Annotated in this window: 40 protein-coding genes and 1 tRNA gene; 7 read left to right on the forward strand and 34 right to left on the reverse strand. The window is 49.4% G+C overall.

Annotated features, from left to right (window positions below):
• Nucleotides 1-307 precede the first annotated feature (307 nt).
• From CUZ56_RS11070 to CUZ56_RS11080, 3 genes are all read left to right on the forward strand, one after another.
• Complete coding sequence (locus tag CUZ56_RS11070) at nt 308-571, forward strand: cold-shock protein (RefSeq protein WP_126980454.1); 264 nt, start codon at nt 308-310, stop codon at nt 569-571.
• 275 nt (nt 572-846) lie between these two features.
• On the forward strand, nt 847-1,398 hold the full coding sequence (locus CUZ56_RS11075) for an acyloxyacyl hydrolase (protein ID WP_126980455.1): 552 nt from the start codon (nt 847-849) through the stop codon (nt 1,396-1,398).
• A 195-nt stretch (nt 1,399-1,593) separates the two neighbouring features.
• Nucleotides 1,594-2,331 (forward strand): hypothetical protein, encoded by a 738-nt coding sequence (locus tag CUZ56_RS11080; protein ID WP_126980456.1) that lies wholly within the window; start codon nt 1,594-1,596, stop codon nt 2,329-2,331.
• 45 nt (nt 2,332-2,376) lie between these two features.
• Here CUZ56_RS11080 and icd read toward each other — a convergent pair whose 3' ends face one another.
• Together icd and hemN are read right to left on the reverse strand one after the other, a co-directional pair.
• The gene (gene icd / locus CUZ56_RS11085; protein ID WP_126980457.1) at nt 2,377-3,630 is read right to left on the reverse strand and encodes an NADP-dependent isocitrate dehydrogenase; all 1,254 of its coding nucleotides are present in this window, start codon (nt 3,628-3,630) and stop codon (nt 2,377-2,379) included.
• Between the two features lie 216 nt (nt 3,631-3,846).
• Nucleotides 3,847-5,232, reverse strand: a complete 1,386-nt coding sequence (gene hemN, locus CUZ56_RS11090) for an oxygen-independent coproporphyrinogen III oxidase (RefSeq protein WP_126980458.1) — start codon at nt 5,230-5,232, stop codon at nt 3,847-3,849.
• A 345-nt stretch (nt 5,233-5,577) separates the two neighbouring features.
• On the opposite strand from hemN, the gene fnr reads away from it, so the two are divergent.
• From fnr to CUZ56_RS11110, 4 genes are all read left to right on the forward strand, one after another.
• Nucleotides 5,578-6,294: a fumarate/nitrate reduction transcriptional regulator Fnr gene (fnr, locus tag CUZ56_RS11095; protein ID WP_126980459.1), complete on the forward strand. Its 717-nt coding sequence runs from the start codon at nt 5,578-5,580 to the stop codon at nt 6,292-6,294.
• 185 nt (nt 6,295-6,479) lie between these two features.
• Nucleotides 6,480-6,956, forward strand: a complete 477-nt coding sequence (locus CUZ56_RS11100) for a DUF192 domain-containing protein (protein WP_126980460.1) — start codon at nt 6,480-6,482, stop codon at nt 6,954-6,956.
• Nucleotides 6,957-7,255: 299 nt separating this feature from the next.
• Entirely contained in the window at nt 7,256-8,038 is a 783-nt protein-coding gene (locus CUZ56_RS11105) for an IclR family transcriptional regulator (protein ID WP_239442420.1), read from the forward strand.
• Nucleotides 8,039-8,361: 323 nt separating this feature from the next.
• The gene (locus CUZ56_RS11110; protein ID WP_126980462.1) at nt 8,362-8,595 is read left to right on the forward strand and encodes a hypothetical protein; all 234 of its coding nucleotides are present in this window, start codon (nt 8,362-8,364) and stop codon (nt 8,593-8,595) included.
• Between the two features lie 166 nt (nt 8,596-8,761).
• Here CUZ56_RS11110 and CUZ56_RS11115 read toward each other — a convergent pair.
• The 32 genes from CUZ56_RS11115 to CUZ56_RS11270 all read right to left on the reverse strand — a co-directional run.
• Nucleotides 8,762-8,838 (reverse strand) — tRNA-Arg (locus tag CUZ56_RS11115).
• Between the two features lie 350 nt (nt 8,839-9,188).
• A complete protein-coding gene (gene rplQ, locus CUZ56_RS11120; protein WP_126980463.1) occupies nt 9,189-9,620 on the reverse strand; it encodes a 50S ribosomal protein L17 in 432 nt (143 codons plus the stop codon).
• A 142-nt stretch (nt 9,621-9,762) separates the two neighbouring features.
• The gene (locus CUZ56_RS11125) at nt 9,763-10,752 is read right to left on the reverse strand and encodes a DNA-directed RNA polymerase subunit alpha (RefSeq protein WP_126980464.1); all 990 of its coding nucleotides are present in this window, start codon (nt 10,750-10,752) and stop codon (nt 9,763-9,765) included.
• A gap of 120 nt (nt 10,753-10,872) precedes the next feature.
• Nucleotides 10,873-11,496, reverse strand: coding sequence for a 30S ribosomal protein S4 (gene rpsD / locus CUZ56_RS11130; RefSeq protein ID WP_126980465.1), 624 nt, complete (start codon nt 11,494-11,496; stop codon nt 10,873-10,875).
• Between the two features lie 101 nt (nt 11,497-11,597).
• The gene (rpsK, locus tag CUZ56_RS11135; protein WP_126980466.1) at nt 11,598-11,999 is read right to left on the reverse strand and encodes a 30S ribosomal protein S11; all 402 of its coding nucleotides are present in this window, start codon (nt 11,997-11,999) and stop codon (nt 11,598-11,600) included.
• 28 nt (nt 12,000-12,027) lie between these two features.
• On the reverse strand, nt 12,028-12,393 hold the full coding sequence (rpsM, locus tag CUZ56_RS11140) for a 30S ribosomal protein S13 (protein ID WP_126980467.1): 366 nt from the start codon (nt 12,391-12,393) through the stop codon (nt 12,028-12,030).
• Between the two features lie 25 nt (nt 12,394-12,418).
• Entirely contained in the window at nt 12,419-12,532 is a 114-nt protein-coding gene (gene rpmJ, locus CUZ56_RS11145; protein WP_126980468.1) for a 50S ribosomal protein L36, read from the reverse strand.
• A 51-nt stretch (nt 12,533-12,583) separates the two neighbouring features.
• On the reverse strand, nt 12,584-12,802 hold the full coding sequence (infA, locus tag CUZ56_RS11150; RefSeq protein WP_126980469.1) for a translation initiation factor IF-1: 219 nt from the start codon (nt 12,800-12,802) through the stop codon (nt 12,584-12,586).
• A 20-nt stretch (nt 12,803-12,822) separates the two neighbouring features.
• A complete protein-coding gene (secY, locus tag CUZ56_RS11155) occupies nt 12,823-14,133 on the reverse strand; it encodes a preprotein translocase subunit SecY (protein ID WP_126980470.1) in 1,311 nt (436 codons plus the stop codon).
• A 47-nt stretch (nt 14,134-14,180) separates the two neighbouring features.
• A complete protein-coding gene (gene rplO / locus CUZ56_RS11160) occupies nt 14,181-14,612 on the reverse strand; it encodes a 50S ribosomal protein L15 (RefSeq protein WP_126980471.1) in 432 nt (143 codons plus the stop codon).
• Between the two features lie 10 nt (nt 14,613-14,622).
• Nucleotides 14,623-14,805 (reverse strand): 50S ribosomal protein L30, encoded by a 183-nt coding sequence (rpmD, locus tag CUZ56_RS11165; RefSeq protein WP_126980472.1) that lies wholly within the window; start codon nt 14,803-14,805, stop codon nt 14,623-14,625.
• Nucleotides 14,806-14,826: 21 nt separating this feature from the next.
• Nucleotides 14,827-15,345 carry a 30S ribosomal protein S5 gene (gene rpsE, locus CUZ56_RS11170; RefSeq protein WP_126980473.1) on the reverse strand — a complete coding sequence of 173 codons (519 nt, stop codon included), beginning with the start codon at nt 15,343-15,345 and terminating at the stop codon, nt 14,827-14,829.
• Nucleotides 15,346-15,371: 26 nt separating this feature from the next.
• Nucleotides 15,372-15,734 carry a 50S ribosomal protein L18 gene (gene rplR, locus CUZ56_RS11175; protein WP_126980474.1) on the reverse strand — a complete coding sequence of 121 codons (363 nt, stop codon included), beginning with the start codon at nt 15,732-15,734 and terminating at the stop codon, nt 15,372-15,374.
• Nucleotides 15,735-15,744: 10 nt separating this feature from the next.
• A complete protein-coding gene (rplF, locus tag CUZ56_RS11180; protein WP_126980475.1) occupies nt 15,745-16,275 on the reverse strand; it encodes a 50S ribosomal protein L6 in 531 nt (176 codons plus the stop codon).
• Nucleotides 16,276-16,290: 15 nt separating this feature from the next.
• Nucleotides 16,291-16,686 carry a 30S ribosomal protein S8 gene (gene rpsH, locus CUZ56_RS11185; protein WP_126980476.1) on the reverse strand — a complete coding sequence of 132 codons (396 nt, stop codon included), beginning with the start codon at nt 16,684-16,686 and terminating at the stop codon, nt 16,291-16,293.
• A 26-nt stretch (nt 16,687-16,712) separates the two neighbouring features.
• Nucleotides 16,713-17,018 (reverse strand): 30S ribosomal protein S14, encoded by a 306-nt coding sequence (gene rpsN / locus CUZ56_RS11190; protein WP_126980477.1) that lies wholly within the window; start codon nt 17,016-17,018, stop codon nt 16,713-16,715.
• 8 nt (nt 17,019-17,026) lie between these two features.
• A complete protein-coding gene (gene rplE, locus CUZ56_RS11195; RefSeq protein ID WP_126980478.1) occupies nt 17,027-17,566 on the reverse strand; it encodes a 50S ribosomal protein L5 in 540 nt (179 codons plus the stop codon).
• 14 nt (nt 17,567-17,580) lie between these two features.
• Nucleotides 17,581-17,919, reverse strand: coding sequence for a 50S ribosomal protein L24 (gene rplX / locus CUZ56_RS11200; protein ID WP_126980479.1), 339 nt, complete (start codon nt 17,917-17,919; stop codon nt 17,581-17,583).
• 11 nt (nt 17,920-17,930) lie between these two features.
• The gene (gene rplN / locus CUZ56_RS11205) at nt 17,931-18,299 is read right to left on the reverse strand and encodes a 50S ribosomal protein L14 (protein WP_126980480.1); all 369 of its coding nucleotides are present in this window, start codon (nt 18,297-18,299) and stop codon (nt 17,931-17,933) included.
• A 139-nt stretch (nt 18,300-18,438) separates the two neighbouring features.
• Nucleotides 18,439-18,975 (reverse strand): peroxiredoxin, encoded by a 537-nt coding sequence (locus tag CUZ56_RS11210; protein ID WP_126980481.1) that lies wholly within the window; start codon nt 18,973-18,975, stop codon nt 18,439-18,441.
• Nucleotides 18,976-18,993: 18 nt separating this feature from the next.
• Nucleotides 18,994-19,278: a 30S ribosomal protein S17 gene (gene rpsQ / locus CUZ56_RS11215; RefSeq protein ID WP_126980482.1), complete on the reverse strand. Its 285-nt coding sequence runs from the start codon at nt 19,276-19,278 to the stop codon at nt 18,994-18,996.
• A complete protein-coding gene (gene rpmC / locus CUZ56_RS11220; protein ID WP_126980483.1) occupies nt 19,275-19,481 on the reverse strand; it encodes a 50S ribosomal protein L29 in 207 nt (68 codons plus the stop codon). Before rpmC ends, rpsQ begins: the two co-directional genes overlap by 4 nt.
• A 28-nt stretch (nt 19,482-19,509) precedes the next feature.
• Nucleotides 19,510-19,926 carry a 50S ribosomal protein L16 gene (rplP, locus tag CUZ56_RS11225; protein WP_126980484.1) on the reverse strand — a complete coding sequence of 139 codons (417 nt, stop codon included), beginning with the start codon at nt 19,924-19,926 and terminating at the stop codon, nt 19,510-19,512.
• Between the two features lie 2 nt (nt 19,927-19,928).
• On the reverse strand, nt 19,929-20,795 hold the full coding sequence (gene rpsC / locus CUZ56_RS11230; RefSeq protein ID WP_126980485.1) for a 30S ribosomal protein S3: 867 nt from the start codon (nt 20,793-20,795) through the stop codon (nt 19,929-19,931).
• 8 nt (nt 20,796-20,803) lie between these two features.
• Nucleotides 20,804-21,157, reverse strand: coding sequence for a 50S ribosomal protein L22 (rplV, locus tag CUZ56_RS11235; RefSeq protein ID WP_126980486.1), 354 nt, complete (start codon nt 21,155-21,157; stop codon nt 20,804-20,806).
• Between the two features lie 12 nt (nt 21,158-21,169).
• Entirely contained in the window at nt 21,170-21,445 is a 276-nt protein-coding gene (gene rpsS, locus CUZ56_RS11240; RefSeq protein WP_126980487.1) for a 30S ribosomal protein S19, read from the reverse strand.
• A gap of 15 nt (nt 21,446-21,460) precedes the next feature.
• Nucleotides 21,461-22,285, reverse strand: a complete 825-nt coding sequence (gene rplB, locus CUZ56_RS11245; protein WP_126980488.1) for a 50S ribosomal protein L2 — start codon at nt 22,283-22,285, stop codon at nt 21,461-21,463.
• 2 nt (nt 22,286-22,287) lie between these two features.
• Nucleotides 22,288-22,602 (reverse strand): 50S ribosomal protein L23, encoded by a 315-nt coding sequence (gene rplW, locus CUZ56_RS11250; RefSeq protein WP_126980489.1) that lies wholly within the window; start codon nt 22,600-22,602, stop codon nt 22,288-22,290.
• Nucleotides 22,599-23,264, reverse strand: a complete 666-nt coding sequence (rplD, locus tag CUZ56_RS11255; RefSeq protein ID WP_126980490.1) for a 50S ribosomal protein L4 — start codon at nt 23,262-23,264, stop codon at nt 22,599-22,601. Before rplD ends, rplW begins: the two co-directional genes overlap by 4 nt.
• Entirely contained in the window at nt 23,264-23,929 is a 666-nt protein-coding gene (gene rplC, locus CUZ56_RS11260; protein WP_126980491.1) for a 50S ribosomal protein L3, read from the reverse strand. The genes rplD and rplC overlap by 1 nt, the downstream gene beginning before the upstream one ends.
• Before the next feature lie 182 nt (nt 23,930-24,111).
• Nucleotides 24,112-24,423 (reverse strand): 30S ribosomal protein S10, encoded by a 312-nt coding sequence (gene rpsJ, locus CUZ56_RS11265; protein WP_126980492.1) that lies wholly within the window; start codon nt 24,421-24,423, stop codon nt 24,112-24,114.
• 101 nt (nt 24,424-24,524) lie between these two features.
• A partial coding sequence (locus CUZ56_RS11270) for an EF-Tu C-terminal domain-related protein (protein ID WP_201785588.1) occupies nt 24,525-24,600 on the reverse strand: 76 nt, incomplete at its 5' end.

The raw sequence follows: 24,600 nt of genomic DNA on the forward strand, positions 1-24,600 counted from the left end.
GTGCATATTTACCATATAACAAATCATGCAAAGAATTCTACCGATTTCATGCCTCTCATGTTACACAGATTTATGCCATGAGGAAATTCCCGTTTTCAAAAAAATGACTTCTTTTGCCTTTCAACAAGTTGCTGTCAATTTTCCTCTACATCAGGGTGAATTGTTCACTTTCAAGCCAATCGCAATAATGCCCTTTAATCCCCTATCGTGATTAGGCGGATATTACATCGGGACAAACCCTGAATTGACGCACTAACCCTATTCGTTAAGATGCATTTCAGGCACCAGTTATATAGAGGAGTACGCCATGTATGCGCTTGGAATTGTCAAGTGGTTTAACAATGCAAAAGGATTTGGTTTTATTCAGCCCGACGATGGTGGCCCGGATGTTTTTGCACACTTTTCAGCTATCCAGATGGAAGGGTTTCGTACCCTGAAACCCGGTGGGCGGGTCCGTTTTGAACTGACCCAGGGCGACAAAGGGGCACAGGCACAAAATATCGAGCCGATCACAGACAGCAGTGCCGCACCAGCACCCCAACCAGAACCGGTTTCAGAAGCGGTTGCGTGAATTTGCGTGCCACTACCGTTATCGGCACCGGTCAGTAGTTTTTTTACAGGCGTTTCATGCCACAGTGAAACGCCTGCATGCATTACCGAAATGCGTAAGTATGTTTTCATACCATGGCCTTATCAAAAAAGTGGTTTTTCTTTTGGCAAAGCGTTATTAAAATAGTGGTTTTTGCATCATAAAAATCTGACTGATCAGTTATTAAAGTTACAATTAACTGCTTCTATGATGCGCAATGATTTTCATCTGCTCTGCAGTCTGATACATTTATCCGTATGAAAGCACTCTCTATCTCCTGCTGGGTCGCTGTACTCGGCTTTTTCTGCTCTATAGCAGCCGCTCAACCTACTGTGCCGCAAGGACAGGAGCGCGGTGCATTTCGCCTGAACCTGGGTTATCAGGGCAGTTATAACCGGACTGAACTGGCCTATGAAACCCCAACGCTGTGGCAAGGCTCTTTGTTCAACCGTCCGATTGACCTGAAGCTGGAGGCCGGGCTGGCTTACTGGCATACCAATGACAGCCATGTCCGGTACGGCTCACGAACCAGTATCTGGCAAGTCAGCCTGACGCCCATGCTGCGCTGGTGGATCGGGCAGCAGTGGTATATTGAAGGCGGCATCGGTGCAACGGCCATGAGCCACACCCGTTTTGCCAACCGGGAAATCAGCACGGCATTTCAATTTGGCGATCACATCGGCATTGTCAGAACCTTCGGAGACGACTGGCGCGTTGGTTTAAGGTTGTCCCATTTTTCCAATGCTTCTATCAAACGTCCGAATCCTGGCCTGAATGTCATTCAGCTCACCTTAAGCCGCAGCTTCTGAACCCTTATTTTTATACCGCAATTTCAATACATTTCATCCCAGCCACAAGGCTGGGATTTTTATTTACTGTGACGCTTTACACAAGTTGAACACACGCTAGGGCCCATATTATTTATAAAATGCCACGCCGTTTTCTTCTATAGTGAGAGTGCCGCGTTGTTTATAATGTCCCGAACTCAACCCCAGGCATCCCGCATGAAATCCGATTTCCGTCTTTTATCCCCCATGCTCTCCCCCATGTCTGCGCATTTGAAGCAATGGCTGCTCATATCGGTTTGTTGCATGGCTGGCCTATTTGCATCTACAAACGCCAATGCAGCACCACCTCCTTCCATACCGGGCAGCAGTCCAATCGGTATCGGCTTTGCCTACTTTAAGGCTGACGGTATTTACATGTATTCGCCTTTGGCACAGTTGCCTGCCAATACGCCGATTTCCATTTGGATTACACAACCGCCCAACGAAGCCATGCGCGTCGTTCGCTTTTTGCCTCAAAACACTTTGCCTGTTGCCACAAGCAGTGATTTTCTGCTAACCACCGGAGAAGTTCAAAACGCCGTATATACACCCAGCACACGGCCTCAACCGGTGTATGAATACCTGCTGGCCACTCATCAGGAACTTGCCGGATCAGATCAGAAAACTTTTCCTTACCCTGAGTATTTTGTCCCCAATATCGCCATTTTTTCACCCGCATCGGTTACTCCGGTAAAAACGCCAGAGCAACTGCATGCGCGTACCTTCAACATTGATGGATATGCTGACACCCAGGTTTACAGTTGCGTTGGCACGCATGGCGCGTATTTGGTACTTGGCCGTCCAGGTCATATTCAGCAAGCCATTTACCATGCAGCAGGCATAGAGCTGGACGAAGAGGCGGTGACCTGCGAGCCTGAGTGGGTGAATGAAAACAGCATATGGCACACCCAATAAAAAAGCACCTGACCGGTGCTTTTTTAATCATTCAATGCGCAAACATTACATCTGCTCAATCATCACCTGGCCAAAGCCTGAACAACTGACCTGCGTAGCACCATCCATCAGACGCGCAAAGTCATAAGTCACTTTCTTGCTTTGAATGGCTTTTTCCATGGCTTTGATGATACAGTCCGCTGCTTCAACCCAGCCCATGTGGCGCAGCATCATTTCGGCCGACAGAATTTCTGAACCCGGGTTCACATAATCCTTCCCGGCATATTTAGGTGCCGTACCATGGGTTGCTTCAAACATGGCCACGGTATCTGACAGATTGGCTCCCGGTGCAATACCGATGCCGCCTACCTGTGCAGCCAGCGCGTCAGAGATGTAGTCACCATTGAGGTTCAAAGTGGCAATCACAGAGTACTCAGCCGGGCGCAACAGAATCTGCTGCAAGAACGCATCCGCAATGCTGTCTTTCACGGTGATTTCGTTGCCAGTCTTCGGGTTTTTAAACTTCATCCATGGGCCGCCATCAATCAGCTCAGCGCCAAATTCTTTGGCAGCCAGCGCATAACCCCAGTCACGGAAACCACCTTCGGTGTATTTCATGATGTTGCCCTTGTGCACCAAAGTCACGCTGGACTTGTCATTATCAATGGCATACTGAAGCGCCTTGCGCACCAAACGCTCCGTTCCTTCTTTGGAAACCGGCTTAACGCCGATACCGGAAGTTTCCGGGAAGCGGATTTTCTTCACCCCCAGTTCATCCTGCAAGAACTTGATCAGTTTTTTAGCCTGATCCGTCTGCGCAGCAAATTCAATACCGGCATAGATATCTTCCGAATTCTCACGGAAAATCACCATATCCACTTTTTCCGGCGCTTTCACCGGGCTGGGCACGCCCTGAAAATACTGAACCGGACGCAGGCAGACATACAGGTCCAACTGCTGGCGCAACGCCACATTCAGTGAACGCATACCACCACCGACCGGTGTGGTCAAAGGTCCCTTGATGGAAACCACATAGTCACGCACAGCCTCCAGCGTTTCATCCGGCAGCCAGACATCTGCGCCATAGACCTTGGTGGACTTTTCACCGGCATACACTTCCATCCAGTGAATTTGGCGTTTGCCGCCATAGGCTTTGGCAACGGCAGCATCAACCACCTTGATCATGACAGGCGTGATATCCATGCCGGTACCGTCACCTTCAATAAACGGAATGATAGGCTGGTCCGGCACATTCAGAGAATTGTCGGCATTGACGGTAATTTTTTGTCCTTGCGCAGGGACCTTAATGTGCTGGTACATGAACTGTTCCTCCAATGGGTAGAAATATGTGTATGACATTCACAGGCAGATAATTTGTCTGATCATCCATACTTATTCTGCCCTGTCAACTGTAAAGAGTGATTTTACGTCTTTTTAAAATCTCTGATTATAGTCCTCTATATAACATCAGATATAAGAGTAACCACCCGGTAGCAGTCAGGTCAGTGCTTCCCCAACGACATACCGGGTCAGATATTAAATAATGCGGGAGAACCGCTCGCGCGTCAGATCGGCCTGCAGATACTTATCAAAAGTCATGGCCAGCGCGCGGACAAAATACCAGCCGAGCGATTTGACACGGAAACCATTTTCGTCAAACTCCATCAGCCCCTGTTCGACAAAAGGTTGCAACTGTGCCAGCTCTTTTGCAAAATAGCTCTTGAAATCAACCAGATAGGCAAGCTCTATTGACTCATAGATGATCACGCCCTGACACATAATGGCCGAGATCACAGCACGCCTGACCAGATCATCACGGTCCAATGCGTAACCACGCATGACAGGCAGATGGCCCTGCTCCACCTGGTCCATATAGTCTTCAAGCTCTTTGGCATTCTGACTGTATACGGCGCCCACTTTGGAAATGGCAGAAATACCCAGCCCAATCAGGTCACAGTCGGCATGCGTACTGTAACCCTGGAAGTTACGGTGCATACGCCCGTGCCGCTTGGCCACGCTCAAGCTATCTTCCGGCAGGGCGAAGTGGTCCATTCCAATATACTCGTAACCGGCTTTTTGCAAGCGACTGATGGATTCACTCATCAGATTCAGACGGGTTGCACCGTCGGGCAAATCTTCGTTGTGAATTCGCCTTTGCGGTTTAAACCGGCTGGGCAGATGCGCATAACCATATACGGCAATGCGATCCGGTCGTAATACCGCAATCTGGTCGAGCGTCTCATTAAACGATGCCTGCGTCTGTTTGGGCAAGCCGTAAATCAAATCGACACTGATCGACGTGAACCCGATGTCACGTGCTGCCTGCATCAGCGCAAACACCGATTCCGTACTCTGTACACGGTGAATCGCCTGCTGAACCTGATGGTCAAAGTCCTGAATGCCCAAACTCAGGCGGTTAAACCCCATATCCCACAGATTCTGCAAGCGCTCGCGCGACACCGTCCTGGGGTCTACCTCAATGGTGCACTCCAGACTGTCCATGAATTCAAAATGCTCACGCAGTTTGGACATCACCTGGGACAACTCTTCGTCCGACAGAAAAGTCGGGGAACCTCCGCCAAAATGAATCTGCGACACACGTTGGCGGCTATCCAGTTGCTTGGCAACCAGCGCCATCTCCTTAAGCAACCCCTCCAGGTAAGGCAAGGCACGCTCATGATGCTTGGTGACAATCTTATTGCAGCCGCAGTAATAACAAAGAGACTCACAAAAAGGAATATGCACATAAATGGACAGCGGATTGGCCGCAATCGCCCCTACAGTGCGCTGTGTGAGCGCCTGCAGATAATCAGCTTCATCAAAAGCCTCCACGAACCGGTCCGCAGTAGGGTACGAGGTATACCTCGGCCCTGATACATCATAGCGTCGAAGAAGCTCCGGCGTAATCACAAGTTGCTGCATCGTCTTATCTTCTTGTAGTAATAAAAAGTTGACCTCATCGGTCTTGTCTCAATCATACATGCTGCTATACCACTTCTTTCAAAGCAGCCCACACATGAGCCCAACAATATTCTGCTGGAAAGTGTGACATAAGCCCTAAAATCACTGTGCCATTTTACGCACAATATAGGCTTGATCTTAGTCAAGTTATTCCATTGGCGCTACAATCGCTTCATACCTGTTTGATCTGCGTCTATTTTGAGCAAATCTCATAACAGCTAAATTTTTATACAATTTCATTGTACAGATACTGCTCCAGTTTTTATTGACCCAATACAACTAACCTGCATCATTTGCATTAATGTCATGGCATCATTCCCCCACACCAATGTAGCTTGCTCCAACTGCAATATGCGTGACCTGTGTATGCCAGTTGGTCTGACCCAAGATGAAATGTCGAGGCTGGATCAAGTGGTCAGCACACGCCGTAAAATCGGCCGTGGCCATGCTCTGTTCCACTCCGGCGATCCTTTCACAGCGATTTACGCCATCCGTACAGGTTTTTTCAAAACCTGCCTCACATCTGAAGACGGGCGTGACCAGGTAACCGGCTTTCACATGGCCGGCGAACTGGTTGGCCTGGACGGCTTGTGCAGCGACGCCCACATGTGCGACGCCATTGCCCTGGAAGATGCTGAGGTGTGTGTATTGTCCTATGAGCGCATTGAAGCACTATCCCGCGAATTCCCGATTCTGCAGCGCCACGTCCACCGCATGATGAGCCGCGAAATTGTGCGCGACCAGGGTGTGATGATGCTGCTGGGCAGCATGCGGGCAGAAGAACGGCTGGCTGCATTTTTGCTCAACCTGACACAGCGCCTGCACGCCCGCGGCTTTTCCGCCAATGAGTTGGTACTGCGCATGACACGGGAAGAGATTGGCAGCTACCTGGGCCTGAAGCTCGAAACCGTATCGCGTACCTTTTCAAAATTTCAGGAAGATGGCTTTTTACAGGTCAAACAGCGCCATATCCGCATCACCGACCCGGAAAGCCTGAAAGCCCTGACGACAGCAACGGCATAACTCGCATCATTTGTTGCTAACCTGCTGTTATTTTGCAGCAATGGTTCTTTACGCCACGTTTCCGGGAGTTCACTCGAACGCCTGACTTGCAAACGAAAAACATGCACTGATCGGAGTGGCCGCACCTTCCTTGTGCGCATATTTGCTAAAATGCACTGATCCTCCACTTGCATTGAGCGCACCCCATGCCAAACATTCTTTCATTACCTCGTTTATTGTGCAGCGCACTTATCACCGGGCTTTTCTGTATGCATGCCGCCTGGGCACAAACCGCAGCACAGCCAAATTCACCCCAACTGAACCTTCCCCGCATTGAACTGTCTGCCGGCATGTACCGGCTTGAAGTCCAGGTCGCTGCAACCCCTTACCAGCAGCAGATTGGCCTGATGTGGCGCGAAAGCATGCCAGAAAACGAAGGCATGCTGTTTATCTTTGACACACCCCGTACACAATGCTTCTGGATGAAAAACACTCTATTGCCATTGTCTGCCGCCTTTATCCAGGACGATGGCATCATCGTCAACATTGCCGACATGATGCCGCAAAGCACAGAAAGCCATTGCTCGGACAAGCCTGTCCGCTACGTGCTGGAAATGCATCAGGGCTGGTTTGAAAAGCACGGCATACTGGCCGGAAAACGTTTGACCGGATATCCATTCTGAACACGCGCACCATGCCAGAATTTTGAGTTATGCATTTTTTTTATAACTCAAGCCTTTTCTCACAGGCTGAAAACGCTTTTTCTGCAAAAAAATTTTTGTTGCTTTTATCGTTTTTTATCTTAAAAACCACTTTCCCATCTCCACAAAAAAGCAGAACAGCATTACCGGTTCTTGCTGAAAACAAACCCGGCGTTCTATGGCAACAGGTAACCGGGGGTTGAAAAACATCATTGTGCACTGCGAGATATTTTTCAAGTGATACAAAATAAATTTCACTATATAAAATATATCAAATGGCAATGTACACACAAAACCCTACTGATACCCCATCCATTCAGGTGATTGATCGCATATTCACGCTGCTGAATATTCTGGCCAGTCACGAAGAACCGGTTTCACTCAAACAGATCAGTGAACTTTCAGGCCTGCACCCTTCCACCGTACATCGCATCCTGAATGATCTGGTTTGCGGCCGCTATGTCGAACATCCCCAATCTGGTGTGTACCGGCTTGGCATGCGGCTGTTGGAATTAGGGAATCTGGTTAAAACACGAATCAGTGTGCATGAAGTTTCGTTAACACCCATGCGTGAGCTACATATGCTCACACAGCAACCTGTCAATCTGTCGATCCGGCAAGGCGACGAAATTATCTACATTGAGCGTATATACAATGAACGCTCCGGCATGCAGGTTGTCCGGGCCATAGGCGGGCATGCGCTGTTGCATCTGACATCCGTTGGGAAATTATTCTTGGCATACGATACGCCGCAACAGATATACGCTTATGCACAGCGCCGCCTGGCACAAAGCCATACACAGAACAGCATTCAGAAGTTACCTGAGCTGGAAAGTGAACTGGCACAGATTCGCCGCAACGGCCTGTCATGCGACGACGAAGAGCTGGAGCCTGGTGTGAGTTGTTATGGCACAGGCATCTTCAACGATGAAGGCAAAATGATCGCTGGCTTATCCATTTCAGCCCCCACCGACCGTTTAAACCCGGCCTGGCAAAAACTTTTACAGAAAGCCAGCCAGACCATTTCTCGAACATTGGGATACCGTGCCAGCGGAGCCCCTTAAGCGCCCCACATTGCTTGTATTTAATCAATAGAGACCTATTCTACTATCCCTTAAGCAGCTTCAGCCATACTCTTCACATAGGCCCTAAGCGCGCCTTTTTCTGCACTGACATCCAAATGGGTTAAGTACCCCTATTGCGATTACGTGTACAAGCAGACCTGCTTCAGTGGAAACCCGTACTGCCGTATTTTTCGGAACTCTCACCTTACAGTGGTGTCTAACAAAAGTAAGTATGTCATTGATTTGACATATTTTCACTTTAAGATCAGATCCACCAAGTGATAAAAATCACATTACAAACAAAAACAAAAAGGAGTTTAAACATGAGCGACCAGGTACAACTTGGCAAATATTGCATTTCACCACTGATCCGTCAACTTCCTGACGGCAGCTATTCATCTTCCGTTTCGATCCGAGCCGGGCACGGAAGCACCTCTTTGGACCGGATTGTCCGTTTTGTCCACCGTTTTACGGATGAGCAGGCCGCTAAAGTCTACGCCACCAAAGAAGGCATTGCATGGGTAAAAGACCCGTTGAGACACCGCCGCGGCTGGTAAGATATGCCCCCGTACGCGTGTAGATGTTCTATGCGCCAGGGGATATTCATAAACTGATCCGCCACTCATTTTCTTAAACTGCCATCCGTTGAAGAACCTGCTAGCGATAACCATTGAAATGTTCATAAAAAAAAGCACTTTCTTGAAGAAAGTGCTTTTTCATATTTGGTGCGGCTGGCAGGATTCGAACCCACGACCCCTTGGTTCGTAGCCAAGTACTCTATCCAACTGAGCTACAGCCGCTGTGAATCGTAAATTATAATAGGCTCATATTTAATTTGCAAGCATTTTCTCTATCATTATGCATTCAGGCAAACGCTTAAAAAAACACCGGACTAGATCCTCAGCTATCGGTCAAATCAAAGCCCGCTTTTCTGAACAGAAAACCATAAAAATCATTTCGTCTGGCGACTGAATAATTCTTTATTTTGATATTCAAATGTCCGTATTATTTTCTGTTTTGAAAACAAACAGCCCCAGCAGCGCACCAGAAACTTATCAGAAGGATGCAACAAAAAAGCCAGAGATCACTCTCTGGCTTTTCTTAATCAAGAAGAAGCTTCTTTATAGAGGCCTCTTCCCAATCTTTGCCGTTATTCGCTGGCTTTAGCTTCTGCCGGAGCCGCTGCAGCCTTCTCATCTGCGGCTGCAGGTACATCATCCAGCTCAGGACGGTCAACCAGCTCAATGATGGCCATCGGTGCATTGTCGCCAATGCGATAACCGAATTTCAAAATACGGGTATAACCACCAGGACGCTCTGCGTAGCGAGGAGCCAGCACGTCAAACAGTTTCACCACGGAGTAACGGTCACGCAGGCGGGAAAATGCCAGACGTTTGTTATGCAGCGTATCTGTTTTAGCCAAAGTGATCATCGGCTCAATCAGGCGGCGCAATTCTTTGGCCTTGGGCAATGTGGTTTTAATGACTTCATGCTCAATCAGAGAATTCATCATGTTCTGGAACATCGCCTTACGGTGTGACGATGTGCGGTTCAGTTTACGCAATCCATGACGGTGTCGCATGTGCTATTTTCCTTTCTTTATATCCCAGGCTGACATTTCAGCCGGTTTTACGGCCCGCCGTATCAGGTACGGGTCGGTGCACTTGTGTAAATAGGCACCTGAAAACACGTAGTCTCAAAGTGCCGTGCCAACAAAAAACAAATTAATGGCGATCCAGGCCCACAGGAGGCCAGTTTTCCAGCTTCATACCCAGGGTCAGGCCACGTGAAGCCAGAACTTCTTTGATCTCATTGAGGGATTTACGTCCCAGATTCGGCGTCTTGAGCAATTCATTTTCAGTACGCTGAATCAAATCACCAATGTAATAAATATTCTCAGCTTTCAGGCAGTTGGCAGAACGCACGGTCAGTTCCAGTTCGTCCACAGGACGCAACAGAACAGGATCGTACTGCTGCGTGCTGGCACGCGGTGAATCGACAGTGGTCACTTCAAGCTCGCTGCCTTCCAACTGGGCAAATACAGCCAGTTGTTCAACCAGAATTCTTGCTGCTGAACGAATCGCCTCTTCAGCGGCAATGGCGCCATTGGTTTCAATTTCCAGCACCAGTTTATCCAGGTCGGTACGTTGCTCCACACGGGCATTTTCAACCGTGTAGCTGACGCGGCGCACGGGTGAATATGATGCATCCAGACGGATCAGACCAATGATGTTGGGAGAGTCGTCACCATAGCGGCGCACATTACCCGGTACATAACCACGGCCTTTTTCGACCTTGATCTGCATATCGATCTTACCGTTACCGGCCAGATGGCAGATCACGTGATCCGGGTTGATAATCTCCACATCGTGCGGGGTCTGGATATCTGCTGCCGTCACAACGCCTTCGCCATCTTTGCGCAGGCTCAGCGTCACTTCATCACGATTATGCAGACGGAACACCACGCCTTTGAGGTTGAGCATGATCAGCATGACTTCTTCCTGGATACCATCCACAGACGAGAACTCGTGCAGCACGCCAGCCATCGTCACTTCGGTTGGAGCATACCCCACCATAGATGACAACAGCACCCGCCTTAAAGCGTTACCCAAGGTATGACCATAACCGCGCTCAAAAGGTTCGAGTGTCACTTTGGCGCGGTTATCACCGAGTGACTCAACATGGATAGACTTGGGCTTCAGTAGGTTTTGCATGAATCTTTCCTCTCAATACCCTCGGCTCGTTACACCGATAAGGCTGAAAGCCCCGCACAGTGCTTCCTGAAGAAACACATGCAGCAGGGCGCGTAGGGAAAACAGAACATCAGAAAATTATTAACGTGAGTACAACTCAACAATCAGGTTTTCATTGATATCGGCACCAAACTGGTCGCGATCCGGCGCTTTCTTGAAAACACCTTCAAGCTTGCTGCCATCCACGGAAACCCAGTCAGGCAATCCGGTTTGCTGTGCCAGTTGCATAGCTTCCTGAATACGTGTTTGGTTTCTGGATTTTTCACGAATAGCCACTGCATCCCCGTCTGTGACCATATAAGAAGGGATATTCACCGGCTTGCCATTGACTAAAATGGCACCATGAGAAACCAGCTGACGGGCTTCAGCACGTGTAGAGCCGAACCCCATGCGGTAAACCACATTGTCCAGACGCTTTTCCAACAGAGTCAGCAGCAAAGCACCGGTATTGCCTTTACGGCGTGAAGCCTCGGCAAAATAACGGCGGAACTGACGTTCCAGAACGCCATACATGCGTTTGACTTTTTGCTTCTCACGCAACTGCAAACCATAGTCAGAGGTACGCTGTCCGGAAGTACGGCCATGCACACCAGGTTTGGTATCAAAGTGAGATTTATCAGCGATCGAGCGGCGGGCGCTCTTCAAGAACAGATCGATGCCCTCACGACGGGCGAGTTTGGCTTTAGGACCTAAATAACGAGCCACTTTCTTTTCCTTTTAAAAACTACCATAACCTTTTCGTTATGGGAGCCAGTTTACAATTTTCATTCAACTGGCGGTGGTCTTACACTTAATAAAAACAGAAATCAGATACGACGGCGCTTTTGCGGGCGGCAACCGTTATGCGGAACCGGCGTTACGTCTGAAATCGACGTAATGCGAATTCCGAGCGCTGCCAATGCACGCACCGAAGATTCACGACCTGGACCTGGGCCTTTAATTTCCACGTCCAGGTTTTTAATGCCATGCTCCAGCGCAGTACGGCCAGCAACTTCAGCAGCAACCTGTGCTGCAAAAGGTGTTGACTTGCGGGAGCCTTTGAACCCCTGACCACCACTGGAAGCCCAGGACAAAGAATTCCCCTGACGATCCGTAATGGTGATAATGGTATTGTTAAATGATGCGTGAACGTGAGCGATCCCGTCAGAAACTGACTTGCGCACTTTTTTACGCACACGCTGTGCAGCTGTATTGCCGGACTTAGCCATTTTTACCTTTCAAGCACGTAATGCGTGTTTATTTTTTCAATGAAACGCCGGAACGACGCGGGCCCTTACGGGTACGCGCATTGGTACGCGTACGCTGACCACGAACCGGCAAACCACGACGATGACGGAAACCGCGATAGCAGCCAATGTCCATCAAACGCTTGATGTTCATGGTCACTTCACGACGCAGGTCACCCTCGATGGTCAACTGACCTACCTGTTCACGGATTTTTTCGACATCCGCATCAGTCAGATCTTTGACCTTTTTAGAATAATCAATGCCGCAATTTTCACAAATTTTGCGTGCAGTCGAACGCCCAATCCCGAAAATGGAAGTCAAACCAATTTCAGTATGTTGATGGGGCGGAATATTTACACCAGCAATACGAGCCATCTTTATCCTCTAGTTGCTCTAAATATCAGCCTTGACGCTGTTTATGACGCGGATCTGTACAAATCACACGCACAATTCCATGACGGCGGATGATTTTACAGTTACGACACATTTTTTTAACGGAAGCAGAAACCTTCATGACCGTCTCCAAACAAAAAATAACCTTGTAATGCCACAAAATCCGTGCAAACTACTTGGCACGAAAAACAATTCTGGCACGTGTCAGGTCATATGGCGTGAGCTCCACGGTGACCTTATCTCCAGGGAGAATCCGGATATAGTGCATGCGCATCTTCCCTGAAATATGCCCAAGCACCATATGCCCGTTCTCCAGCTTTACCCGGAAAGTGGCGTTGGGCAAATTTTCCACCACCTCCCCTTGCATTTGAATTACATCGTCTTTTGCCATGTTTCAAACTCGCTTCAGTGCTATTTTCCTGGCTTTAAATTCGCCTTCTTAAGCAATGACTCATACTGCTGAGACACGACATAGTTTTGCACTTGCGCCCAAAAATCCATGGTGACCACAACAATAATCAGCAACGATGTTCCACCGAAATAAAACGGTACATTATATTTCAAAACCAAAAACTCAGGCAACAGACAGACTAACGTGATATAGATCGCCCCCATCAGGGTCAAACGCATCAACACTTTGTCAATGTAACGAGCTGTCTGTTCCCCCGGACGATAGCCCGGAATGAATGCCCCACTCTTCTTCAGGTTGTCAGCCGTATCACGGCTGTTGAAAACCAGTGCCGTGTAGAAAAAACAGAAGAAAATAATCGCGGCAGCATACAAAGCCACATACACCGGTTGCCCGGGTGATAGTACTGCAGCCAATCGAACAAACCAGCCATCTCCACCGGCAGATGAGAATTGTCTCATGATGGTGGCAGGCAGCAGAATGATCGATGAAGCAAAAATCGGCGGAATCACACCCGACATATTCAGCTTAAGCGGCAGGAAAGACGATTGTCCACCATAAACCTTGTTGCCTTGCTGACGTCTGGCGTAATTCACCAGAATTTTACGCTGCCCACGTTCAATAAACACCACCAGGAAAGTCACAACGACAACCAGGAACAAAATGAACAATCCAGCCAGAATGGACATTGAACCCGAGTTGATCAGCTCAAACAAACCGACCAGCGCGTTTGGCAACCCTGCGGCAATACCGGCAAAAATAATGATCGAAATACCGTTGCCAATACCACGCTCGGTAATCTGCTCACCCAGCCACATCAAAAACATCGTACCGGCGGTCAATGTCAGCATGGCATTCAAATAAAATGGCATGCCATCATGAATCGCCAAGCCTTGAGAGCCGATCAGTACCGCGGTACCGTAAGACTGAAATAACGCTAAAGCCAATGTGGCATAACGTGTATATTGTGTAATCTTACGCCTGCCTGCTTCACCTTCTTTCTTAATTTGCTCCAATGCAGGAATCACATACGTCATCAACTGCATGATGATCGATGCCGAAATATAAGGCATGATCCCTAAAGCAAAAATAGAAGAACGCGACAATGCACCACCAGAGAACATGTTGACCAGCCCCAGGATCCCATCCTGCTGCTGCCCCATAAAATCCCTGAAAGCATGCAAATTGATACCGGGCACAGGAATATGTGTGCCCAAACGGTATACCAGTAAGGCAAGCAGCAAAAAGATCAGCCGGCGACGCAAGTCACTGAACTTACCGCTTTTTGCTAATTGAGTTGCTTGAGTGGCCACAGTATCTCAAATCAAAGTTAATGCACGAACAATCACCGTACCTGCACTCAGGCAACGGTTCCGCCAGCAGCTTCCACAGCAGCTTTTGCGCCTGCAGTTGCGGCAATACCGTTCAGAGTGACTTTACGGGTCAGTTTACCAGTTGCAATCACTTTGACATTCTTGGTGATCTGGCTGATCAGGCCTGCTTTTTTCAAAGCCAGCAAATCAACCTCGTCCAAACCCAATGCTTCCAGATCGTTCAAAGTCACTTCATCATTAAAGCGCAATGCCAGCGACTTGAAACCACGCTTGGGCAAACGCCGCTGCAAAGGCATCTGACCGCCTTCAAAGCCGACTTTGTGATAGCCACCAGCACGAGATTTTTGACCTTTATGACCACGCCCGGCAGTTTTACCCAGACCGGAACCAATACCACGCCCAACACGACGCTTGGCGTGCTTGCTTCCTTTAGCGGGCTCCATCGAATTCAATTTCATCTTCGCACCTTTACAGCACTTTAAGCAAATGCTTAACCTTGAAAATCATTCCGCGTACTGCTGGTGTATCTTCCAGCTCGGAAACGCTGTTGAGCTTATGCAACCCCAAGCCACGCACGGTTGCACGATGCGCTTTGGGGGTACTGATGACGCTGCGCACCAGTTGCACTTTTACTGTTTTTTTCTCTGACATTTATTCTTGCTCCTGAGTCAATCAGCTGAAGATTTCTTCAACAGTTTTGCCTCGTTTGGCAGCCACCTCGGAAGGCGTGGTCATTTTAGTCAAAGCATCAAATGTCGCACGCACCAAGTTGTAAGGGTTGGTTGAACCATGGCTCTTGGCCACAATATCGGTCACACCCAGCATTTCAAATACGGCACGGGTCGGACCACCGGCAATGATACCAGTCCCTTTAGGAGCCGGTGCCAGCAGCACCGTTGATGCACCGTGTTCACCCACCACATTGTGGTGAATCGTACCGTTCTTGAGGCTAACCTTGATCATGTTGCGGCGGGCCTGCTCCATTGCTTTTTGCACAGCAACCGGAACTTCACGGGCTTTACCTTTACCCATGCCAACGCCGCCATCACCATCGCCAACCACCGTCAAAGCGGCAAAACCGAGAATACGGCCACCCTTCACCACTTTGGTCACGCGGTTCACCGCGATCATTTTCTCCCTCAGACCATCTTCGCGGTCATCGGTACCTGTTTTTGCTTGAACTTTCGCCATTGTCGAATTCCTTGGATCGTCTGCGATCAGAACTGCAAGCCAGCTTCACGAGCTGCTTCAGCCAATGCTTTGATACGGCCGTGATATGCATAGCCGGCACGGTCAAATGCTACCTTGTCAACTCCGGCAGCTTTGGCTTTTTCGGCAATACTCTTGCCAACCAATGCTGCTGCTGCAACATTACCGCCTTTGCCTGAGCCACTCAGAGCCTTACGCACGCCAGCTTCCAGTGTAGAAGCGCTTGCAAGCACTTTGCTGCCATCACCGGAAATCACGTTTGCAAAAATATGCGAATTAGAGCGAAATACTGTCAAACGGTTAACACCTTGCAATGCGATGCGAATGCGGGTTTGACGAGCACGGCGCAGACGCTGTTCTTTCTTTGTCATGGCCTATTCCTTACTTCTTCTTCGTTTCCTTGATGATCACAGTCTCATCAGCATACCGGATCCCTTTGCCTTTATACGGCTCTGGAGGACGGATAGCGCGAACCTCTGCAGCAACCTGACCCACTTTCTGTGCGTCAGCCCCTTTAATGATAATTTCTGTTGGTGTCGGCGTTTCCACCTTCAACCCGGCAGGCATCTGCTTGACAACAGGATGGGAAAAACCCACGGACAAGTTCAACTTGTCGCCCTGCGCCTGAGCACGAAAACCCACACCGACCAACGTCAGCTTGCGCTCAAACCCTTTGGATACGCCATGCACCATATTGGCAACCAGCGCACGCATGGTACCTGACATGGCATTGGCTTCGCTAGACTCATTTGCTGGTGTAAATTCAAGCTTGCCGTCAGCATTCTTGACTTGCACCAGTGAAGAGCTTTTCAAATCCAAGGAGCCCAAAGCGCCTTTAACTTTAATCTGATCTGCAATCGCGACATCAACGCCTTGAGGCAGCACGATTGGCAATTTTCCTATACGTGACATATTTGCACCACTCCTTTAGGCGACATAGCAAAGCACTTCGCCACCAATACCGGCAGCACGCGCTTTACGATCCGTCATTACCCCACGCGGGGTGGTTACAATCGCTACACCCAGACCATTCATGACCTGCGGCAGACTCTTTGTGCCTTTGTATACACGCAGACCAGGACGGCTGACACGCTCCAGGCGCTCAATCACCGGACGTCCAGCGTAGTATTTCAAGGCGATTTCGATTTGGGCCAAAGCAGCTTCACCACTTACGGCAAAATCTTCAATATAGCCTTCGTCTTTCAACACCTGCGCAATTGCTACTTTGAGCTTGGATGCGGGCATTGACACCTTCTGTTTCTCGACAGCTTGCGCATTGCGGATGCGCGTCAGCATATCGGCGATAGGATCACTCATACTCATATTGTGTTTTCTCCTGCGCCGTGGGCTTACCAACTGGCCTTAGTCAGACCGGGGATATCTCCACGAAAACCGATTTCGCGGATCTTACTGCGACCCAGACCGAACTGGCGGAATGTTCCGCGAGGACGACCAGTCAGCTCACAACGATTGCGTTGGCGTGTTGGGCTGGCATTGCGAGGCAATTTCTGCAGTGCCAAGCGTGCCGTCATACGTTCTTCATCGGTACGTTTTGCATCGTCAATAATAGCCTTGAGCTCAGCACGCTTGCCGGCATATTTAGCTACCAGCTTGTCACGTTTGAGTTCGCGTTGTTTCAAAGCAAGTTTTGCCACAAGCCACCTCAGTTCTTAAACGGAAAACGGAATGCTGACAAAAGCGCCTTGCACTCTTCATCAGTTTTAGCCGTTGTAGTGATACTGACATTCAATCCACGCAACGTGTCAATCTTGTCGTATTCAATTTCAGGGAAAATAATCTGTTCTTTAATGCCCACGTTGTAATTACCGCGGCCATCAAAAGAACGTCCCGAAATACCACGAAAATCGCGCACTCGCGGCAATGCCACAGTGACAAAACGATCTATAAATTCATACATGCGTGCGCCACGCAAAGTCACCATACAGCCAATGGGCAACTCTTCACGGATTTTGAACCCGGCAATCGCCTTGCGTGCCTTGGTCACCACCGGTTTTTGCCCGGCGATTTTGGTCAAATCCTCAACTGCATGCTCCATGACTTTCTTGTCAGCCACAGCTTCAGAGACACCCATATTCAGGGTAATTTTGGTAATGCGCGGCACTTCCATCACTGACTTATAGCTAAACTGCTTCACCAGTTCCGGAACAATTTTGCTGCGATACAACTCAAGTAAACGAGCCATCTTATTCAATCTCCTCAGGCCGACGTTTTGATTTCTTCACCAGTGGACTTGTAAACGCGCACTTTGCGTTCCTTGTCGCCATCCTTGGTGATTTGGATCTTCACGCGATCTGCCTTACCCGTTTTCGGGTTGTAAATCGCCACATTTGACTGGTCAATCGGCATCGGCTTTTCAGTCTTGCCGCCAGCTGTCCCCTTCATGGGGTTTGGCTTGACATGCTTGATCGCCAGATTCACACCTTCAACGATCAGATGTGAATCATCCACACGTGCGAGCACTTTGCCGCGCGCTTTTCTGACCCTGTCTTTTCCAGCGATAACAATCACTTCATCGCCCTTACGAATCTTGTTCATGCTATCCTCTCTTACAACACTTCAGGCGCCAGCGAGACGATTTTCATAAACCGCTCTGTACGCAATTCACGCGTTACTGGCCCAAAAATACGGGTACCAATAGGCTCCAGCTTGGCGTTGAGCAATACCGCAGCATTGCCATCAAACTTGATCAGCGAGCCATCCTGGCGACGCACACCTTTGGCAGTACGAACCACCACGGCGTTATACACTTCGCCTTTTTTGACACGCCCACGCGGCTGCGCTTCTTTCACGCTGACTTTAATGATGTCGCCAATCCCTGCGTAACGACGCTTGGAACCCCCAAGCACCTTAATACACATGACAGACTTAGCGCCTGTGTTATCTGCGACTTCAAGTCGCGATTGCATCTGAATCATTTATATTCCCCAACTTACCCCGCTGTCATACAACAGGCAGTCTTGGGCCCGTCATGACAGCACGCATTTTATTTCAAACCTGCTTTGCCATCACATTGGGCAAGATAATCACCCGCAGAGAAATTAGCGGGTTAAGCTATTAATTCTCGCTCATTTTTTGAGTGCTGTCAAGAACTCCTTGCGCCTGAATATGCAATTGCTGTGCGCCACTGACAACAAACTTGCCCTGAGGCTCCACATTCAGAATCTTGACAACCCCGTTCACTGCCAGCATAGAGTAACGCTGCGAGCGCACTCCCATGCCTTTTTCCGATAAGTCCCGGCTCAGGCCCATGGCCTCAACAAACGCCGCATTGCCATCGGCAAGCATGCGAATCTGATCGCCTACGCCCATCTGAGCGCCCCATGCCTGCATGACATAAGCATCATTCACAGACACGCACCAGATTTCATCGACACCCAGGTTGCGAAAATGAGACGCCAATGAAAGATAGCCTGGTACGTGCTGCTTGCTGCAGGTCGGCGTAAACGCGCCCGGCACACCAATGATCACAATCGTTTTCTCTGCAACGGCAGCACCAACATCGATAGATTGAGGCCCGGACAGACCCCCATCTTCTGCTGGCACTACCTCCCACAAAGTGGTAGAAGGCAGATGATCACCTACTTTGATCATGGCGCATTCAAAACAATATTAAACCAGTCTGGCTTTTTCAATCAGACGCGTCACCACCCATGACTTGGTCTTGGAGATCGGACGAGACTCTGCAATCTCAACCAAATCGCCCAAATGGTAATCACCATTTTCGTCATGTGCATGGTATTTCACTGAACGTGTCATGATCTTGCCATACAAGTCATGCTTGACGCGCTTTTCAATCAAAACGGTCACCGTTTTAGAGCGCTTGTCACTCACAACGCGACCAATCAGCGTGCGCTTATTCTTAGCAGCCGTAGCTTCTTGCGCTGTCTGTGTCATTTAGCAGCTCCTTTACGTTGCTTTTCCGTTAAAACCGTTTTAGCGCGCGCCACATCGCGGCGGGCAGATTTTAACGATGCCGTATTGGTTAATTGGTTTGTCGCTTTTTGCATACGCGCACCAAAATAGGCACGCTGCAACTCGGCAAGCTCTTTTTCAACGCCTGCCACATCTTTTTCACGAAGTTCTGAAGCCTTCATAATATCTCCCGTATGCCTTTACTTGCATTCATCAGGCACCGGCCTGGCGTGAAACAAACACTGTCCGAACAGGCAGTTTAGCTGCCGCCAAAGCAAATGCCTCACGTGCCAGCTCTTCACTTACACCGGTAATCTCATAAAGCACTTTACCCGGCTGAATTTCAGCCACGTAAAATTCAATATTCCCTTTACCATTACCCATACGAACTTCGGCAGGTTTCTTGGAAATAGGTTTGTCCGGAAACACACGAATCCAGATACGTCCGCCACGTTTCACGTGACGCGTAATCGCACGACGGGCCGCCTCAATCTGACGCGATGTCAGACGGCCACGGTCGGTTGACTTCAAACCATATTCACCAAATGACACAGAAACGCCACGTGTGGCAACACCTGTGTTACGCCCTTTTTGTTCTTTACGGTATTTGCGACGTGCAGGTTGCAACATCCTTATTCTCCTTTGGCCGGTTCACCTGCGGCATTGTCAGCCTCAGGTTTGCTTGCCTTGCGAACACGCTTGACAGCCGTTTTAGGTGCATCAACTGCTTCTGCAGGTTTATCGCTGCCATCAACTGGCGCACCTGCGGCAGTGCTGCGTGCACGCCCACGTCCACGGCTGGGTTTAGCGCGACGTCCCTTGCGATCATCTTCACCTTCAGGTTTGGTCGGTGCAGCAGGCGCTTCATTGCGCCCCAGGTTATCGCCACGATAAACCCAGACCTTCACACCAATCACACCATAGGTGGTAAATGCTTCTGACGTACCATAATCAATATCGGCACGCAATGTATGCAACGGCACCCGGCCTTCACGGTACCATTCGGTACGCGCAATTTCCGCGCCATTCAAACGCCCCGAAGACATGATCTTGATACCCTGCACACCTAGGCGCATGGCATTTTGCATCGCACGCTTCATGGCACGACGGAACATGATACGCTTTTCAAGCTGCTGAGTGATGCTGTCAGCGATCAGCTGCGCATCCACTTCAGGCTTGCGAACTTCTTCAATATTGACCGCCACCGGCACACCCAGACGCTGGGTCAGCTCGGCTTTCAATTTTTCAATATCTTCGCCTTTTTTACCAATCACCACACCAGGACGGGCGGAGAAAATGGTAATACGTGCATTTTTAGCCGGACGCTCAATCAGGATACGTGAAACAGCCGCATTTTTCAGCTTCTCTTTCAGATAATCCCTGACTTGCAGATCTTCAGCCAGCATATGGCTGAACTGACGGTTCGACGCATACCAGCGAGAACCCCAGTTGCGAGTCACTGACAAACGAAATCCGGTTGGATGAATTTTCTGTCCCATAGCTTACCTCAGTTCCCGACTGTTACGTAGATGTGACATGTCGGCTTGCTGATCCGATTGCCGCGACCTTTAGCTCTGGCAGTAAACCGCTTGAGCACAGGACCTTGCTCCACATGAATCACTTTGACCTTCAGTTCATCAATATCATCACCGGCATTGTGCTCTGCGTTTGCAATCGCAGACTCCAACGCCTTCTTGATAATGACTGCACCCTTTTTAGGTGAAAAAGTCAGAATATTAAGCGCCTGATCAACAGGCTTGCCACGAACCAGATCTGCCACCAGACGGCCCTTCTGAGCCGACAGGCGAACACCGCGAACAACAGCGCGACGTGGATCTCTTTCTTTCTTTTGGGTTACCATCGTCTGTGCTCCTTACTTCTTGGCTTTCTTGTCGCCTGGATGACCCTTGAATGTACGGGTCAGGGCAAATTCACCCAGTTTGTGACCAATCATCTGCTCTGTCACATAGACAGGCACATGTTGTTTACCGTTGTGCACAGCAATGGTCAAACCGATAAATTCAGGCAAAATCGTCGACCGGCGAGACCAGGTCTTGATTGGCTTTTTATCCTTAGTAGATACCGCCTTGTCCAGTTTAGCCAGCAAGTGATGATCAACAAACGGTCCCTTTTTCAATGAACGAGTCATGATCTGTCCTTACGCTTATTTCTTACGACGCGAGACAATCATGCCTTGCGTGCGTTTATTGTTACGAGTGCGGTAGCCTTTGGTCAGATTACCCCACGGATCCACTGGCGCGCGGCCTTCACCGGTACGGCCTTCACCACCACCATGCGGGTGATCAACCGGGTTCATCACCACACCACGCACGGTCGGGCGAATACCCTTCCAGCGCTTGGCACCGGCTTTACCATACTGGCGCAGGTTATGTTCGCCATTGGAAACTTCGCCAATGGTTGCGCGGCAGTCAATATGGATCTTGCGAACTTCGCCAGAGCGCAGACGGACCTGAGCATAAATGCCTTCGCGTGCCATCAGCACAGCAGACGCACCGGCAGAGCGCACCAACTGAGCACCCTTACCCGGCTGCAATTCAACACAATGAATGGTTGAACCCACTGGGATATTGCGAATAGGCAATGTATTACCCGCTTTAATCGGAGACTCGGCACCGCTGAGCAATGTTGCCCCTACCTCAATGCCTTTCGGGGCAATGATATAGCGACGCTCACCATCGGCATAACATACCAGTGCGATATGCGCTGAACGATTGGGATCGTACTCAATGCGCTCCACTTTTGCCGGGATTGCATCTTTATTACGGCGAAAATCAACAATACGATAATGGTGCTTGTGTCCACCGCCTTTATGACGTGTGGTAATGTGACCATTATTGTTACGACCAGCCTTTTGGAACTGTGATGTGGTCAAAGCCTTGACAGGCTCCCCTTTATGCAAATGGGGATGTGAGACTCTGATAACACCGCGCCGTCCAGGCGATGTAGGTTTAAGCTTGACGACTGGCATGATTAAGCAGCCTCCTGAGCAAAGTTCAGTTCCTGACCCTGTTTCAAGCTGACATAGGCTTTGCGAACATGATCGCGGCGCCCCACGGTACGGCCAAAACGCTTGGTTTTACCCTTCTGGTTCAGCACCTGCACCGAATCAACCTCTACTTTGAACAACAGTTCAACTGCAGCCTTGATTTCATCTTTGGTTGCGTCTTGCAACACCTTAAACAGGACTTGATTGCGTTTTTCAGCCAGCATCGTTGCTTTTTCCGAAACGATCGGTGCCACCAGCACCTGCATCAAACGCCCTTGATTGAATTTCTGTGCGCTCATGCCAGCATCTCCTTGAGCTTATCAATAGCGCCTTTGGTCACCAGCACTTTTTTGTAAAACACCAAAGAAACCGGATCAGCATAACGCGGCTCTGCAACCGCCACATTGGGCAGATTGCGAGCAGCCAGATACAACTTGAAGTTGTCATCTGCCTTGCTCAGATCGCCCAGATCAAACTGTGTCAGGTCCAGGTTATCCACAATCACCAGCACAGAGTCCAGATCCATCGCTTTGAGCTTCTTGGCCAGCACGTTTGTTTTTGGCGTGTCCAACACAATCGGATCAATCACCGCCAAACGACCTTCACGCACCAACTGAGAGTAAATAGAAGCCATCGCAGCGCGATACATCTTCTTATTCACTTTATGGGTGAAATTTTCATCCGGTGAATTCGGGAAAATCTTACCGCCCCCACGCCACAGTGGAGAAGAAGTCATCCCCGCACGAGCACGACCGGTTCCTTTTTGACGGAACGGTTTTTTCGTCGAGTGTTTAACTTGCGTACGGTCTTTTTGAGCACGGGTGCCTTGACGGGCATTGGCCTGATAAGCCACCACCACCTGATGCACCAATGCTTCATTGTAGTCACGACCAAACACGGTTTCAGGTGCTTCTACCTTGCTGGCAGCCTGACCTTGTTCATTGAGGAGCTGCAATTCCATTATTCGGCCCCTTTCGCAACAGATGCTTTCACCGCCGGGCGAACAACCACTTGGCCATTCTTCGCGCCGGGAACCGCACCACGAACCATCAACAATTCGCGCGCTTCATCAATACGCACGATATCCAAATTCTGCACCGTCACAGTCACATCACCCAGATGCCCGGTCATTTTCTTACCGGGGAACACACGTCCGGGGTCCTGCGCCATACCGATAGAGCCGGGCACATTGTGTGAACGGCTGTTACCGTGAGAAGCTCTCTGAGAGGCAAAGTTGTAACGTTTAATGGTACCGGCATAACCTTTACCAATGCTTACGCCCTGCACGTCCACTTTCTGGCCGACAGCAAACAAAGAAATCGGAAGTTTGGCACCTGGCTGATATTCTGCTGCCACTTCTTGCGGCACACAGAATTCGCTTAAACGCTCGCCGGCTTCAACGCCAGCCTTGGCATAATGTCCTGCCTGCGGTTTGCTCACGCGAGAAGCTTTGCGTGAGCCATACGCCACCTGAATAGCGCTATAACCGTCATTCTCTACGGTTTTAACTTGTGTCACACGGTTGTCAGATACATCCAACACGGTCACAGGCACAGAGAGCCCGTCATCCATGAAAATCCGCATCATCCCAACCTTGCGCCCCAAGAGCCCCAAGGATTTGGTCATTTTATACTCCATTCCCGACTTCAATTGGCCGGGGCTGATATTTAAAAAGAAATATCCTTAAGCCCCTCCCCAAAGGGAAAAACTTAAGGCCATTTCAAATTCACTTCCCTTTATTTAAGGGGTAGCTTTTAATTATAACCCGATTATGGGTTGTGTTTCAAGTGCAAGATAATTATTACCAATTATTGCAGCTTGATTTCCACATCCACACCGGCAGGCAAATCCAGTTTCATCAACGCATCCACTGTTTTGTCTGTTGGATCCACAATGTCCATCAGACGCTGATGCGTACGGATTTCAAACTGATCACGGCTGGTTTTATTCACGTGCGGCGAGCGCAGAATGTCAAACCGCTTCATGCGTGTAGGCAGCGGAACCGGACCATTGACAATGGCGCCGGTACGTTTGGCGGTCTCAACGATTTCCAGTGCTGACTGGTCAATCAGTTTGTAATCAAATGCCTTCAGGCGAATACGGATCTTTTGCTTTTGCATGACAGATTCCTACTAAAAGAGCGAAGCCACTTTGATAAATGTGGCAAAAAAACGAAATCACCACGCTGCCTTTTCAGGCAACATGGTGAAACGGACATTGATTACTCAATAATTTTAGCGACCACACCGGCACCCACCGTACGGCCACCTTCACGGATCGCAAAACGCAGGCCTTCT

It is taken from the genome of Saezia sanguinis (assembly GCF_003991585.1).
Classification (GTDB): Bacteria; Pseudomonadota; Gammaproteobacteria; order Burkholderiales; family Burkholderiaceae_C; genus Saezia; species Saezia sanguinis.